The sequence below is a fragment of the Aeromonas crassostreae genome (assembly GCF_054052445.1).
Map to the genome: position 1 here is coordinate 64149 of NZ_JBSTYM010000015.1, position 15226 is coordinate 79374.

At 62.4% G+C, this 15226-nt stretch carries 11 protein-coding genes; 2 read left to right on the forward strand and 9 right to left on the reverse strand.

The annotated features are described in order from the left end of the window. Positions 1–174 precede the first annotated feature (174 nt). From proX to ACW5W4_RS12950, 4 genes are all read right to left on the reverse strand, one after another. Complete coding sequence (gene proX, locus ACW5W4_RS12935) at positions 175–1146, reverse strand: glycine betaine/L-proline ABC transporter substrate-binding protein ProX (RefSeq protein WP_427261425.1); 972 nt, start codon at positions 1144–1146, stop codon at positions 175–177. Further along, positions 1143–2294, reverse strand: coding sequence for a glycine betaine/L-proline ABC transporter permease ProW (proW, locus tag ACW5W4_RS12940; protein WP_456689646.1), 1152 nt, complete (start codon positions 2292–2294; stop codon positions 1143–1145). Before proW ends, proX begins: the two co-directional genes overlap by 4 nt. Beyond that, positions 2291–3487: a glycine betaine/L-proline ABC transporter ATP-binding protein ProV gene (proV, locus tag ACW5W4_RS12945; RefSeq protein ID WP_427261423.1), complete on the reverse strand. Its 1197-nt coding sequence runs from the start codon at positions 3485–3487 to the stop codon at positions 2291–2293. Before proV ends, proW begins: the two co-directional genes overlap by 4 nt. 546 nt (positions 3488–4033) lie before the next feature. Further along, the gene (locus ACW5W4_RS12950) at positions 4034–5017 is read right to left on the reverse strand and encodes an MsnO8 family LLM class oxidoreductase (RefSeq protein ID WP_456689647.1); all 984 of its coding nucleotides are present in this window, start codon (positions 5015–5017) and stop codon (positions 4034–4036) included. Positions 5018–5162: 145 nt separating this feature from the next. Between ACW5W4_RS12950 and ACW5W4_RS12955 the strand changes: the two genes are divergently transcribed. Next, complete coding sequence (locus ACW5W4_RS12955) at positions 5163–8099, forward strand: HD domain-containing phosphohydrolase (protein ID WP_456689648.1); 2937 nt, start codon at positions 5163–5165, stop codon at positions 8097–8099. A gap of 8 nt (positions 8100–8107) precedes the next feature. Here the strand turns inward: ACW5W4_RS12955 and ACW5W4_RS12960 are convergent, their stop codons facing one another. The 5 genes from ACW5W4_RS12960 to rplU form a co-directional block, all read right to left on the reverse strand. After that, a complete protein-coding gene (locus ACW5W4_RS12960; protein WP_456689649.1) occupies positions 8108–9784 on the reverse strand; it encodes an AMP-binding protein in 1677 nt (558 codons plus the stop codon). A 237-nt stretch (positions 9785–10021) separates the two neighbouring features. Continuing rightward, positions 10022–11392 (reverse strand): YjiH family protein, encoded by a 1371-nt coding sequence (locus ACW5W4_RS12965; RefSeq protein ID WP_427261419.1) that lies wholly within the window; start codon positions 11390–11392, stop codon positions 10022–10024. 393 nt (positions 11393–11785) lie between these two features. Further along, positions 11786–12988, reverse strand: a complete 1203-nt coding sequence (cgtA, locus tag ACW5W4_RS12970; RefSeq protein WP_408792838.1) for an Obg family GTPase CgtA — start codon at positions 12986–12988, stop codon at positions 11786–11788. 186 nt (positions 12989–13174) lie between these two features. Beyond that, entirely contained in the window at positions 13175–13432 is a 258-nt protein-coding gene (gene rpmA / locus ACW5W4_RS12975; protein WP_041992803.1) for a 50S ribosomal protein L27, read from the reverse strand. A gap of 19 nt (positions 13433–13451) precedes the next feature. After that, the gene (rplU, locus tag ACW5W4_RS12980; RefSeq protein WP_005304210.1) at positions 13452–13763 is read right to left on the reverse strand and encodes a 50S ribosomal protein L21; all 312 of its coding nucleotides are present in this window, start codon (positions 13761–13763) and stop codon (positions 13452–13454) included. A 242-nt stretch (positions 13764–14005) separates the two neighbouring features. On the opposite strand from rplU, the gene ispB reads away from it, so the two are divergent. After that, positions 14006–14977 (forward strand): octaprenyl diphosphate synthase, encoded by a 972-nt coding sequence (ispB, locus tag ACW5W4_RS12985; RefSeq protein WP_427261417.1) that lies wholly within the window; start codon positions 14006–14008, stop codon positions 14975–14977. Positions 14978–15226: the final 249 nt, after the last annotated feature.

Consider the following 15226-nt stretch of genomic DNA (forward strand, 5'->3'; position numbering starts at 1 on the left):
GAACTCCTTGTGCTAGTGACGAAAGCAAGCGTACCCGGCTTGGGCGAAATCCTTGACGACAGCGACCCGACATTCGGGTGACAGCCATTGCAGATCAATATCTTATAGCCGATTGGCCCGAATGAAAAAAGCCCGGCACAAAGGCCGGGCGGGAGAGTGACGAGGGGATGGCGCCTAGTTGGCGGCCCGAGCCGCCGTGAGCCACTGCTCGACCAGGGCTTGGTGCCCCTTGAGCCAGGCGTCGGCATGACGGGCTATGTCCGCCGGTTTGTTCTGCCCCTGCTTCATCAGGCTGTTCTGGACATTGATGTCATTGATGGGCAGCTTCATCTGCGCAAACAGCGTGGCCGCGGAGGGGTTCGCCTCGGCGAATGCCTTGTTGGCCACGATGTGCATGCTGTTCATCTCGAAGCCATAGTTCTTGCCATTGGCCAGCCTGGTGTCGCCCTCGCGGCCGTCCGGCAGGGCGGTGAAGGGCACCTCCAGCCAGACCACATCCTTGCCCGGCACCAGTTCACCGCTCACCCAGTAAGGGGTCCAGGTGTAGTAGAACACCGGCTTGTGCTCCTTGTAGCGGGTGATGGTGTCGGCAATGATGGCCGCGTAGTTGCCCTGCTGATGAGTCACCGTCTTGTCCAGCTCATAGGCCTTGAGCTGGTGGTTTATCACCCCCTCGCAGCCCCAGCCCGGGTTGCAACCCGCCAGATCGGCCTTGCCGTCACCGTCGCTGTCAAACAGGGCCGCCAGCTTGGGATCCTTGAGCTGGGCGATATTGGTGATGCCGTACTTGTCGGCGGTCGCCTTGTCGATGAGATAACCCTGGGCCGCGCCGGTCACATAGTCCCCATGGCGATAGAACTTGGCGTCCCCCCCCGACTTCTCGTACTTGTCCTTGTGCAGCGGGTTCCAGTTGAAGGCAAGGAAGGTCGCATCGCCACTGGCGACCGAGGCATAGCCCACGTTGTAGTCCGCCTCCTTGGCGGGCTTGACGTCATAGCCAAGCTCCCCCAGCAGCTTGCTCACCAGCAGGGTCTGGAACGCCTCCTCCGGCACGCTGCTCTGAATGGGTTGCACCAGGGTGGCGGCCATGGTGGTCGAGCTCAGCAGCAGGGTGCTCAGGGTCAATCCCTTGGTGATGGATCTCATGATACTTCTCCTTTGGTGTGAGTCTGATGATGGCGCCCGAACGGGGCGAGCAGCAGGCCGACGGGGCCTCGTTGATACCAGCGCCCAACGCGCTCGCCCCCCGACTGGCCCATGGCCTGGGTGAGGCGGTCGAGCACGATGGCCAGCAGCACTATGCCCAGGCCGCCGACCGAGGCCATGCCCATGTCGAGGCGACCTATGCCCCGCAGCACCATCTGCCCCAGGCCCCCCACCGCGATCATGGAGGCGATCACCACCATGGAGAGGGAGAGCATGAGCGACTGGTTGACCCCGGCCATGATGGTGGGCATGGCCAGTGGCAGTTGCACCTTGAACAGCAGCTGACGCGGGCTGGCACCGAATGAGTGGCCCGCCTCGATGAGATCCGCCGGTACCTGGCGAATGCCCAGTATGGTCAACCGGATCATGGGGGGCAGGGCGAAGATGATGGTCACCACCACCCCGGGCACGTTGCCGATGCCAAACAGCATGACGATGGGGATGAGGTAGACGAAGGCTGGCGTGGTCTGCATGGCATCGAGCAGAGGCCGGGTCCAGGCGGTGGCCCGCTCGCTGCGCGCCAGCAGTATGCCGGTCGGCAGGCCGATGACCATGCAAAACAGCAGGGAGGTCATCACCAGGGCCAGGGTCACCATGGCATCAGACCAGACACCTATGAGACCTATCGCGATGAGGGAACCGAGCGCCCCCAGGGCCATGGCGCCGCTGACCAGCTGCCAGGCGATCAGGGTCAGCAGGATCACCATGATGGCGGAAGGCACGGTTTGCAGCGCCTGGGTCAAGGCGTTGAGGGTCACCTCCACCGGTGCCCTGATGATCTGGAACAGGGGACGAAAATGGGTGACCAGCACGTCGATGCCCTGCTCCACCCAGGCATCGAGCGGCAGCCAGGCCTGCTGGAAGGGATCCAGGGGGTCGAAGGCGGGCCCGTCATCGGCCTCGGCTATCTGGCTTTGCCAGTCATTGCTGGCCACGGCATCTTGGGTCGCGCTGCCCCAGGGATCCGCCTCGCTCTGGCTGGCGGGGGTGCTGGCCCAGGGATCTTCGGCCGCCTCGGCGGCATCGGCCCAGGCCGGTTGGCTGGCCAGCAACAACGTCGCCAGCCAGAGGGATATCAGCTGTTTCATACCGGGGTACTCCTGTCCAGGGTGTTGAGCAGACTGGCCTTGGAGATGAGACCGAGATAGGTGCCATCCTCCTCGACCACGGGCACCTGGCAGGGGGCCGCCGCCACCTGGCTGATCAGTTCGTGCAAGGGGGTATCCGCCAGCAAGGGGGGGATCTCCCCCAGCAGGGCCTGATCCAGGCTGCCCTTGCTCGCCACGGCGCGGTCCAGGGAGTCGAGGGAGACGACACCGACGAAGCGCCGGCTGCGATCCACGACATAGCCGAACTCCCTGTCCTGCTCCTTGAGCTGGCGCAGGGCATTGGCCGGGCCATCGGTGACATGCTTCTTGATGAGCGGCATCTGCTTGCGGCTGACGATATCCCGGGCGCTGAAGACGTTGGCGAGATCCACCCCGCGAAAGAAGGCGCGCACGTAGTCGTTGGCCGGCTGGCTCAGGATCTCGTCCGGGGTGCCCACCTGGATCACCCGGCCATCCTGCATGATGGCGATGCGATCGCCGATGCGCATCGCCTCGTCCAGATCGTGGGAGATGAAGATGATGGTGCGCTGATGGTTCGCCTGCAGCTTGAGCAGCTCATCCTGCATCTCGGTGCGGATCAGGGGATCGAGCGCCGAGAACGCCTCGTCCATCAACAGGATATCCGGATCGTTTGCCAGGGCGCGCGCCAGGCCGACCCTCTGCTTCATGCCGCCGGAGAGGGCATCGGGATAGGCGTGCTCCCAGGTGTCCAGGCCGACCTGGGCCAGGGCCTGATGGGCACTGCGATGGCGGGTCGCCAGGGGGACGCCGGCCAGCTCCAGGCCGAAGGCGGCATTGTCCAGCACCGTCAGGTGGGGCATCAGTGCGAAGGATTGGAACACCATGCTGATCTTGTTGCGGCGCACCTGGCGCAGGGCCTCATCCGAGATGGTGGCAATGTCTTCGCCATCGATCAGCACCTGGCCACGGGTCGGCTCGATCAGGCGATTGAGCAGCCGCACCAGGGTGGACTTGCCGGAGCCGGACAGCCCCATCACCACGAAGATCTCGCCCTCATGGATCTGCAAGTTCACGTCATGAACGCCGAGAGTCTGCCCGGTCTTTTGCAAGATACCGGCGCGATCCTCTCCTTCTTCCAATAGTTTGAATGCCTTGTCAGGCTGATCACCAAAGATCTTGTACAGGGTCTTTACTTCCAGTTTGACTGTCATGTTGCCCTTTTCTAATTGATTACTACCGCATCGCCATGGGGTGGCCATGGCGAAATTCCATTACTACACTAAACAATTTACGGTGAGATATAAAGGGGTAATGGCCACGGCGACCATGCAACATATACATAATCACATGATTTTATGTGGAATAACAGTTAAAGAGAGATACCAAATCCCTGCCTACATCATTAGTCCAGTAATGATATTTCAATTTTTTGTTTAATGATCTAAACATTATTTCGCCCATGGGTCGCTGCGGCGCAGAGATGCGACGAACAGGACACTCCCCGCGGCAGCCGGCAGGCAGCCCCTGCAGGCAGCCCCTGTTTGCTCGGCAGGAAAGCGAAAAATGTCGCGAAAAATACGCAAACGTCGGCGAAATACCGATAAGACTGCTGGAAATCTGTCGCTGACAGAGAAGGGGTCAGGGCTGATTCGGAAAGATGAATAGATGGGATGACGGGGGCAGGAAAGGGCTGAAAGCGAGGGAAGGGGTCGGCGATCACCCGGCCCATGGCGCCAGGTGATCGCCGTACCAGAGACTTAAAGGGACTGCATGATCCGGGCACCCAGCTCGAAGGAGCGCAGCCTGGCGTCCTGATCGAAGATGGGGCCATTGAACATCAGCTCGTCGGCCCGGGTCTCGGCCAGCAGCGCCTGGATGCCATGACGCACCGCCGCCTCATCCCCCACCAGGGAGCGCGACAATGTCTTCTCCATCGCCACCAGCTCATGGGGAGCCCAGCCGGTGAGCTCCTCCACCGGCGCCGGCAGCTCGCCCGCATCCCCCCGATAGAGGCGCAGGAACTGCTGCTGCACCGTGCTGAACAGGAGGCGCGCCTCGGCCGTGCTCTGGGCGGCGATCAGGTTGACGCAGACCAGGGCATAGGGCTTGGGCCAGCGGGCCGAGGGGCGATACTGGCTGCGGTAGATCTCCAGCGCCTGGGACAGCAGGGCCGGGGCAAAATGGGTGGCAAACCCGAACGGCAAGCCCATGGCCGCCGCCAGCTGGGCGCTGTAGAGGCTGGATCCGAGCAGCCAGACGGGGAGATGGAGCCCGAGCCCGGGCACGGCGCGCACCGGACCCGCCTCGTCCCCGAAATAGGCCATCAGTTCGGCCACGTCGGCGGGAAAATCATCCACCTCGCCGCTGCGCTGGCGACGCAGGGCCTGCATGGTGCGTTGATCCGAGCCGGGCGCCCGGCCAAGACCGAGATCGATCCGCCCTGGATAGAGGGATTCCAAGGTGCCGAACTGCTCGGCGATCACCAGGGGGGAGTGGTTGGACAGCATGATGCCGCCCGCCCCGAGGCGCAGGGTGCGGGTGCCACCGGCCAGGTGACCGATGAGCACCGACGTGGCCGCACTGGCGATGCCGGGCATGTTGTGATGCTCCGCCAGCCAGTATCTGTGATAACCCCAGGCCTCGGCCTGCTGGGCCAGTGCCAGGGAGCGGCGGAAGGAATCGGCGGGGTGAGAGCCGACGGGAACGGGTACCAGATCCAGTACCGAATAGGGAACGCGCATGACTCACTCCTGGGAGGGGAAAGGGCTCACTCTACCATTAGCTCTAAATGAGACACAATCGTTCCCTCGCTGGCGATCCTGATGCCATGAGCCACACTCATTGCTGGTCAACCATGGATGAATGGCCATCACAAGGATCCGGATCATGAGGCTAACTGGCGCACGACGCCGCCCCTTCTACGTGCATATCGCCACCCTGTTTATCGGCCTGTTCGGCCTGCTCGGTACCCTGTTGATCCTGCAGCAGTTCGAACAGCATAGAGCCCTGGGAATGGCTTATGAATATCGCAGTTTCCTGCAGTATCGCGACCAGCTGGCCCTGGCACTGCGACTCAACGAGCGCCCCGCCCGCACCAGCCTCTCCCTGCTGGCCGCTGGCCCCCTGATGCAGGCCCAGACCCAGGCCGCCCGGCTCGCCTTCCTGCCCCAGCTGACCGAGGCGCTGGCCAGCAACCATGGCTATGGCGCCATCTATGTCGGCTATGACAATGGGGATTTCTTTCTGATTCGCCCCTTGACCGACAGGGTCAAGGGGCGGCTGGGCCCCCTGCCCGAGGGGAGCAGCCTGCTGGTGCAAAGCCTGGTCGGCGGCAGGGGGGAATACCTCTACTATGATGCCCGCCAGCAGCTGATCTCCCGCACGGCCATGCCTGACTACCAGTTCGATCCCCGCGCCCGGCGCTGGTATCAGCAAGCGCTGCGCAGCAGCGGCATCGCCAGTACCCCGCCCTATCTCTTCTTCACCACCCAGGAGCCGGGGATCACGCTGGCGATGGCGAGCCGGGACAAAAAGGCGGTGATCGGCATCGATGCCAGCGTCGAGCGCATCTCCACCCTCATCGGCAAGATGCAGCAGGAGGGAACCCTGCTGGTGCTGTTCGATCGGCACGGCACCTTGCTGGCGACGGATCCGGCTCAGCTGCCCGGCTACGAGCGACTGAGGGTCTTGCCCAAGATCTCGAGCCTCAACGATCCCGTCTTCACCCTGCTGCAGCGTCGCCTCAGCGCCGAGCCCGATCTGCTTGATGGGCGTAGCGGCCTGACCCTGGACGATCCCCAGCGGGGGGAGTGGCAGGTCAATCTCTCCCCCATCGGTGAGGGGGCCCCCTTCTACCTGGGGCTGCTGGTCAGCAGCGAACGCCTGTTTGCCGGGGCCAGACGGCAGGCCCTGCACAATCTTGGCAGCGCCCTGCTGGCCCTGCTGTTGCTGCTCCCCATCATCTGGCTGGTGGCAAGACGCACCGCCATGCCCCTGCGGGCCCTGACCCGCGAGGCCGAGCGCATCCAGCATTTCGACTTCAGCCAGGGGGAAGAGCCCCACTCCGCCATCCTGGAGATAGACGATCTCTCCCGCACCATGTCGGGCATGCGCCTGACCCTGGGCAACTTCATGAACATAGGGCGGGCACTCGGGGCCGAGCACGACGTCGACGCCCTGTTTCAGCGGGTGCTCGGCGAGACCATAGCCGCGGCGGGCGCCACCGGTGGGGCCCTCTATCTGGTCGCCTCGGGGGAGCTGCGACCGGAGCGCGCCTTCTGGCGGGGCCAACCGCTGCAACGGATCGATGGTGCCCCCCTGCTGCGCCCCGTGTTGCGCGGTGAGCGGGTGAAGCTGACCCTCGAGGCCGGGCTCTGGCAGCGCCATCTCGCTGGCTGGGGTGACTATCCGGGTGAGGGACATCTGGTGGCCGAGCCCCTGCACGATCACCACCAGGAGGTGAGCGGCTGCCTGCTGATCCTGCTGCCTCCCTGCTCGCCCGCCGAACTGGGTGCCCGCATCAGCCTGATCGAGGCACTGGCCGGCACCTCGGCCTCCGCCATCGAGAATCAGCGCCTGCTGGCGGAGCAGAAACGGCTGCTGGCCGCCTTCATCGAGCTCATCGCCGGCGCCATCGATGCCAAGAGCCCTTACACGGGCGGCCACTGCCAGCGGGTCCCGGAGCTGACCCGGCTGCTGGCCGAGGCGGCCAGCGCCGAGCGGCAAGGCCCCTTCGCCAGCTTCAATCCGGGCGAACAGGAGTGGGAGGCCATCCATATCGCGAGCTGGCTCCATGACTGCGGCAAGGTGACCACCCCGGAGTTCGTGGTCGACAAGGCGACCAAGCTGGAGACCCTCTACGATCGCATCCACGAGGTGCGCACCCGCTTCGAGGTGCTCAAGCGCGATGCCCATATCGCGGCCCTGAGCGAGCAGCTGACCGAGGCGCAGCAGAGCGCGGCCCAGGCCGCCGTGCTGCCGCGCTGGGCCGAGCTGGATGCCGAGTTTGCCTTCGTGGCCGAGTGCAACCAGGGGGGAGAGTGGATGGCTCCCGAGCGGCTCGAGCGGTTGCAGCGCATCGCCAGCCGCAGCTGGTGGCGCACCCTGGACAACCGGCTCGGCCTCGGTGCCGAGGAGCTGGGGCGCTGCCAGGGCGCCCCCGCCCCCCTGCCCTGCCGCGAATCCCTGCTCGCCGACAGGCCGGAGCACAGGATCCCCCGCAGCCAGGATGAGCGGCTGGATCCGGACAATCCCTGGGGCTTCAAGGTGACCGTGCCCCTGTATCGCTACGATCGCGGCGAGCTCCACAATCTAGGGATCCGACGGGGCACCCTGAGCGAGGAGGAGCGCTACAAGATCAACGAGCACATCATACAGACCATCAAGATGCTGGAGCGGCTGCCCTTCCCCCGCCACCTCAAGCAGGTGCCCGAGATAGCCGGCGGCCACCACGAGAAGATGGATGGCGGTGGCTATCCCAGGGGACTGACCCGGGAGCAGATGAGCATACCGGCCCGCATCATGGCCATCGCGGACATCTTCGAGGCCCTGACCGCCAGGGATCGCCCCTACAAGTCGGGCAAGTCCCTCAGCCAATCCCTCGCCATCATGAGCCAGATGGCCGACGAGGGGCACATAGACCCGGATCTCTTCGCCCTCTTCCTGCGCAGCCGCATCTGGCAGCACTATGGCGAACGCTTCCTGGAGGCGAGTCAGTGTGACCGGGTCGATCTCGCCGCCTTCCTGCCATCGTCCCAACGCGGTCAGGTCTGCGCCCACGCCAGGCCAGCCCGCCGGGCACGCAGGGAGCCGCCCCCCCGCTGAGGGCGCGGCTAGTGTCCGCCCAGCTCGGCGCTCATCAACTCCTTCATGCGATACTTCTGCAGCTTGCCGGTCACCGTCATGGGGTACTCCTCCACGAAGCGGATGTAGCGGGGCACCTTGAAATAGGCGATCCGCGCCGACAGGAAGTGCTTGATGTCCTCCTCATCGGCATCGCAGCCGGGCCTGAGCTTGATCCAGGCACACACCTCCTCCCCGTAGCGATCGCTGTCGATGCCGAACACGGCGGCATCCTGCACCGCCGGATGGTCGTAGAGCCGCTCCTCCACCTCCCGCGGGTAGATGTTCTCGCCGCCACGGATGATCAGCTCCTTGCTGCGACCGACGATCTGCACGTACCCCTCCTCGTCCATGACGCCTATGTCACCCGAGTGGAGCCACCCCTCGGCGTCTATGGTGTCGGCCGTCTTGGCCGCATCCTGCCAGTAACCGCTCATGACGCCGTAACCGCGACAGCAGATCTCCCCCTTCTCGCCGATGGCGACCGTCTCGCCCCCTGGGCCGACCAGCTTGATCTCGGTGTGACCTATGGCTCGGCCAACCGTGGTGACCCGCTTGTCGAGGGGGCAGTCCACCGCCGTCATATGGTTGATGGGGCTGCACTCGGTCTGGCCATAGGCGATGGTCACCTCCTCCATGTTCATCAGGGTCTGCACCCGCAGCATCAGCGGCTCCGGGCAGATGGCTCCCGCCATGATGCCGGTGCGCAGCGACCCCAGATCGAACTCGGCAAAATGCGGCAATTCCAGCTCGGCGATGAACATGGTGGGCACCCCGTGCAAGGCGGTGCAGCGCTCCTCCTCCACCATCTGCAAGGTGGTCGCGGGGTCGAAGGATTCGGCCGGGAACAGGGCGCAGGCCCCTACGCTCAGGCAGACCAGATTGCCGAGCACCATGCCGAAGCAGTGGTAAAGGGGGACAGGGATGCAGAGCCTGTCCTGCTCCGTCAGCCCCATGCCGGCGGCGACCAGCATGCCGTTGTTGAGAATGTTGTGGTGGCTCAACGTGGCCCCCTTGGGACTGACCGTGGTGCCCGAGGTGAACTGGATATTGATGGGATCCGAGGCCTTGAGTCCGGCGGCCACCCGCATCAGCGGCTCAGGGTCCGTTTCATCCCCCAGGGTCTGCAGATCGCCGAAATTGAGCATGCCCGGGCTTTTCGCCTCCCCCAGCCGCACCACCCAGGACAGGGTCGGCAAGGCGGCCGCCTTGAGCGCTCCCGGCTTCGCACTGGCCAGCTCGGAGGCCAGCGCAGTCAGCATGGCGAGGTAGTCGCTGCCCTTGAACCGGCTCGCGCAGATGAGGGCCCGACAGCCGACGTTGTTGATGGCAAACGCCAGCTCTTCCTGGCGATAGGCGGGATTGATGCAGACCATGATGGCGCCGATGCGGGCGGTGGCAAATTGCACCAGGCACCACTCTATGTTGTTGGGCGACCAGATGCCGACCCGATCGCCGGGGCGAATGCCGATGGCCAGCAGGCCTCTGGCCAGCCTGTCTATCTGGCGGACGTACTCCTGCCAGTTCCAGCGGATCTGCTGGTGACGCACCACCACGGCGGGTCGATCCGGAAAGCGGCGCGCCATGGCGTGCAGGTATTCGCCTATGGTCTGTTCGAGCAGGGGGACGTCGGTCGGGCCGGCGCGATAGCTGAGCGGTGCGGACATGGGGGCTCCTTGCCATGAGGGGAACGAGTGGCCTAAGGCTCGGCTGGCGACGTCTCGCGGTCGAATGTTACGTTAGTGTAAAACCATGGAAATTCAACGCCCACCTTGGTCTAGGCAGGCCGTCGGCAGCCCCGACATTCACAAAAGGAGGATCCGATCACAAAGCGGAAAAAAGCCATAAAAAACGGCCAACCATGGGGTTGACCGTTTTTCTATCAATATTCCTGCGACGAGTGCTTAGAACAGCAGGTGCGCTACCCCGGCGATCACGGGCAGGGTCACCAGGGTTCGCAGCAGGAACACCACAAACAGCTCCCACAGCTTGACCGGGATCTTGCTGCCCAGTAGCAGGGCACCGACTTCAGACATGTAGATGAGCTGGGTCACCGACATGGCGGCGATGACGAAGCGGGTCATCTCGCTCTCTATGCTGGAGGCTAGGATCGCCGGGATGAACATGTCGGCAAAACCCACCACTATGGTCTTGGACGCGGCTTCCGCCTCCGGCAGTTGCAGCAGTTCAAGCAAGGGGATGAAGGGAGCCCCCAGCCAGTTGAAGATGGGAGTGTGTTCGGCCAGCAGCAGGGCGCAGGTCCCGATCGCCATCACCACGGGCAAGACGCCAAACACCATATCCAGGGCATTCTTCACCCCTTCCCTGGCCACGGCCCCGAGATCGCTGACGCTGTCGGCCTTCTTGAGCGCACGCTCGAAGCCATAGCTCACCAGACTGTGCTCGTGGGGCACCGCCTCCTGCTTGCGGCACAGCGGGGTGCCGTCACTGTAGACATCCTTCTTCCAGGAGAGCGGCGGCAGGCGCGGCACTACGATGGCCGCCACCACGCCAGCCAGGCAGACCGTCAGATAGAAGGGTACAAACATGTGCTCCAGCTTGACCTGGGAGATCACCACCAGACAGAAGGTGATGGAGACGGCGGAGAAGGTGGTGCCGATGACGGCGGCTTCCCGCTGGGTGTAGAACTTGCCTTCGTACTGCTTGCTGGTCAGCAGGATGCCGACGCTGCCATCCCCGAGCCAGGAGGCGAAGCAGTCCACTGCCGAACGACCGGGCAGACGGAACACGGGGCGCATGATGCGGGTCATCAGGGTGCCGATAAACTCCAGCAGCCCGAAATCCAGCAGCAGGGGCAGCAGAAGACCGGCGAAGATGAACACGGAGAACAGCACGGGCAGCAGATCGTGTAGCACCAGGCCCCCGGTGGCATCGGAGCGCAGCGCCTCGGGCCCGACGCCGAAGAAGACCAGCAGGGCGAAGATACCGCCAAGTACCCGCACGCAGGCCCAGAAGGGGGAGACATTGAACAGGGCATTGAGGAAGGGGCGACGCACCAGGATGGCTGGCTTGAACAACCAGGCGACCAGGGTCAGCAGCATGGTGGTGGTGATGAGGGCACTCACTACGGCCACCAGGGAGTCGGCGAACACGGCCTGCACCGTCTTGGCCAGCACGGCCACCGGTATGGTGATATTGCCGTCGTAGAGCACCGGGGTCATGAACAGCAGGATCCCGATGAGTGACGGGACCAAGAACATCAGCAAGTTACGGCGGGTATTCACCGTGGGGGCATCGAGGGTCTTTTCCAGCATGGTATTACAGCCTTAATGTTACTTTTCCTTAGCCAGGTCGCCTGCATACTCATGCCCCGCCCGGCAAAACGGGCGAAAGAATACTCCAAAAAAACGCACAAACAAGCTTTTAATGCATTATTTTAAGCATAAGTATTTTCACAGACGAAGCGTCCATCAGAACATACCCAAACAGATATGCATATTGATTCACACGAGAGTGTTAGCATATTGTTTCGATCAGGTTACGTTCAGGTGCGCAGTATAACCAGCTGAAGATGTCAGGCAAGAACTGGCATCACAAATCCCACAATTGGCGCGCTTCGAGTCCATCACCATCCCTGGCAGCATCGATAAAAAAACCGGAGTCCGTTGCCGGACTCCGGTTTTCATGCAATGACGCGGGAAACGCTATCAGTCGCGGACGTAGATGACCTCTACTCCGTCATCATCGTCTTCATCCCAGTCATCATCGCCAAGGGATTCATCGAAGGCGCGGGAGGCCGCCGCTGCGTCCGCTTCGGCCTGGGCCAGCTGGTTCTTGTGGTAGTCATCCCACTTGAACTCCACCTTCTCGATGGCGTCTTTGGCATCCTGCTCCAGCTGACGGGGCATGGTGTCCAGCAGATCCAGGATGTCATAGCACAGCTTCTTGGTGCCTTCCTTGCTGATGGCCGTGATGGCGTAGACAGGACCTTCATGGTTCAGGGCCGCCTTGACACGATCCATCACCTCGGCCGCTTCCTCTTCCAGGATCAGGTCCATCTTGTTGAACACCAGCCAGCGCGGCTTGTTCGCCAGCTCGGGGCTGTACTTCTCCAGCTCCCGGACTATGGTCACGGCGTTTTCAGCAGGATCGGAGCCATCAATGGGGCAGATATCCACCAGGTGGATCAGCACGCGGCAACGCTCGAGGTGCTTGAGGAAACGGATCCCGAGGCCTGCCCCCTCGGCGGCACCCTCGATCAGGCCAGGAATGTCGGCGATCACGAAGGAGCGGGAGTTCTCCCCGCGCACTACCCCCAGGTTCGGCACCAGGGTAGTGAAGGGGTAGTCGGCCACTTTCGGACGGGCGGCGGAAACGGCGCGAATGAAGGTGGACTTGCCCGCGTTGGGCAGCCCCAGCATGCCGACGTCAGCCAGCAGCAGCAGTTCCATTTTGAGGCTGCGCACCTCGCCCGGAGTACCGTTGCTCTTCTGGCGTGGCGCCCGGTTGACCGAGCTCTTGAAACGGGTGTTGCCAAGGCCGTGGAAACCGCCCTTCGCGACCAGCAACTTCTGGCCATGATGGGTCAGATCGCCGAGCAGCTCACCCGTATCCTCATCGCTGGCACGGGTACCGACCGGCACCTTCAGGGTGAGATCCTTGCCGCGGCGACCGGTACAGTTCGCACTCTGGCCGTTCTCGCCACGCTCGGCGGCATGAAAACGCTCGAAACGGTAGTCGATCAGGGTGTTCAGGTTCTCGTCGGCGATCAGGTAAACGTCACCACCGTCGCCACCATCGCCGCCATCCGGGCCACCGTTGGGGATGTACTTCTCACGGCGAAAACTCACACAACCGTTACCACCGTCACCGGCATCGACTCGAATCTGGACTTCATCAACAAACTTCATAGGTAACCGTCACCTTAATTCGAAAAACCGATACGCAATTATAGTGGTACAGGCCCCTGTGGGCGATACGCATCTGGATGATGGCGCCTGCGGCAGACCATCGGCGTCCCGTTTTTTCGTACAAATGCTGTATAAAAACAAAAGCCCCGCCATACTGGCGGGGCCTCGGATCCTTGCGGTCCGTAATTACTCAGCAACGATGCTGATGTACTTACGATTCTGCGGACCTTTAACTTCGAACTTCACCTTGCCATTCGCGGTTGCGAAGATGGTGTGGTCCTTGCCCACGCCAGCGTTCTCACCGGCGTGGAACTTGGTACCACGCTGACGAACGATGATGCTGCCAGCCAGTACAGTTTCGCCGCCGAAGCGCTTCACGCCGAGACGTTTGGCTTCTGAGTCGCGACCGTTACGGGATGAACCGCCAGCTTTTTTATGTGCCATTTTTCAGATTCCTCTCGAATTAAGCGCTGATGCCAGTGATTTTGACTTCAGTGAACCACTGACGGTGGCCCGCTTGCTTGCGATGGTGCTTACGACGACGGAACTTGACGATAGTCACTTTCTCGCCACGGCCGTGAGCCACAACTTCAGCTACAACCTTGCCACCTTCAACGAAAGGAGCACCTACTTTAAAAGTGTCGCCTGCAGCAACCATCAGAACTTCGTTGAAGTCGATGGTAGCGCCAGTCTCAACGTTCAGCTTTTCCAGACGAACGATTTGACCTTCGGCCACACGGTGTTGTTTTCCGCCGCTTTGGAATACCGCGTACATTTGATTAACTCCGTAAAGGCGAGTCTTTTGCTCAAGGCCAGACCCGCACAAAAACTATAACAATGGGCCGGCATTCTACGCATATCGGTCTACTCAGGCAAGACCAATTTAGCAAAAAGTTTATTTTGTGCGCATATGCCCGACCGTGAATAAACGCTTAACTGTAACCCATTGTGAAATCGTGTAGAATCCCCGCCATTACTAAAACTGCAGACATTGCTGCCCGTCACGTTACGAGATCTATGGACCAACAGACTATTCGAGCGCTCTGTGCCGCCGACATGACGGCGGTCAATGAGCTGATCCTGGCCCGGCTCCAGTCCGATGTCAGCCTGATCAATCAGCTGGGTTTCTACATTGTCAGTGCCGGCGGCAAGCGGATGCGCCCCATGCTGACCGTCATGGCCGCCAGGGCGCTGGGTTACGAGGGACAAGATCACCTCAAACTCGCCGCCATCATCGAATTCATCCATACCTCGACCCTGCTGCACGACGACGTGGTCGACGAATCCGACCTGCGCCGCGGCCGGGAAACCGCCAACGCCATGTTTGGCAATGCCGCCAGCGTCCTGGTGGGGGATTACCTCTACAGCCGCTCCTTCCAGATGATGGCGGAGCTCGCCGACCTGCGGGTGATGGAGATACTGTCCGACGCCACCAACACCATCGCCGAAGGCGAGGTGATGCAGCTGATGAATTGCAACGATCCGGACACCACGGAACAGAGCTACATGACGGTCATCTACTGCAAGACCGCCAAGCTGTTCGAAGCCGCCACCCGGCTCGCCGCCGTACTGACCCAGCAGCCCGAGCCCATCGAGCAGGCGATGACAGATTACGGCAAGTACCTGGGCACGGCGTTCCAGATCATCGATGATGTGATGGATTACTGCTCCCAGCGCGACGAGATGGGCAAGAACGTCGGCGATGACCTGGCCGAGGGCAAGCCTACCCTGCCCCTGCTGCGTGCCATGGAGATGGGCAACCCGGCTCAGCGTCAGCGCATTCGCGATGCCATCGAACATCGCAACGGCATGGAGCACCTCGACGAGATCCTCGCCATCCTCGACGACACGGGCGCCCTCGAATACTCCCGTCAGCGGGCCCGGGAAGAGGCCGACAAGGCCATCGCCGCCCTCATGGTCCTGCCGGATACCCAGCACCGCCAGGCCCTGATCCAGCTGGCCCAGATGGCGGTTCAGCGCAGCACCTGAGCCCTGCTTCCTGGCACCATGAACAAGAGGCCCTCTGCGGCCTCTTTTTCATGGTCCGTCATCTCCCCTCTATCACTGCTTGGGGAAAGGCGACCCCTCACGCTGCGCAAGGACCCCCCTGACCACGCGCTGTCGGCGAGGCGTTGAGCCAGCAGAAACAAAGAGAGACCCGTTTCTCCCCAACAACTTGAGAAGGCAATCCCTTCACTCCCCCACGCCGCCCCCTGACCACACGACGTCTGGGCGAGG

Coding starts and splice junctions, on each gene's coding strand:
- ACW5W4_RS12950 (WP_456689647.1), bottom strand. CDS start 5,017: ATGCGCGTTCCCTATTCGGTACTGGATCTGGTACCCGTTCCCGTCGGC.
- ACW5W4_RS12955 (WP_456689648.1), top strand. CDS start 5,163: ATGAGGCTAACTGGCGCACGACGCCGCCCCTTCTACGTGCATATCGCC.
- rpmA (WP_041992803.1), bottom strand. CDS start 13,432: ATGGCACATAAAAAAGCTGGCGGTTCATCCCGTAACGGTCGCGACTCA.
- cgtA (WP_408792838.1), bottom strand. CDS start 12,988: ATGAAGTTTGTTGATGAAGTCCAGATTCGAGTCGATGCCGGTGACGGT.
- ACW5W4_RS12960 (WP_456689649.1), bottom strand. CDS start 9,784: ATGTCCGCACCGCTCAGCTATCGCGCCGGCCCGACCGACGTCCCCCTG.
- proV (WP_427261423.1), bottom strand. CDS start 3,487: ATGACAGTCAAACTGGAAGTAAAGACCCTGTACAAGATCTTTGGTGAT.
- ACW5W4_RS12965 (WP_427261419.1), bottom strand. CDS start 11,392: ATGCTGGAAAAGACCCTCGATGCCCCCACGGTGAATACCCGCCGTAAC.
- ispB (WP_427261417.1), top strand. CDS start 14,006: ATGGACCAACAGACTATTCGAGCGCTCTGTGCCGCCGACATGACGGCG.
- rplU (WP_005304210.1), bottom strand. CDS start 13,763: ATGTACGCGGTATTCCAAAGCGGCGGAAAACAACACCGTGTGGCCGAA.
- proW (WP_456689646.1), bottom strand. CDS start 2,294: ATGAAACAGCTGATATCCCTCTGGCTGGCGACGTTGTTGCTGGCCAGC.
- proX (WP_427261425.1), bottom strand. CDS start 1,146: ATGAGATCCATCACCAAGGGATTGACCCTGAGCACCCTGCTGCTGAGC.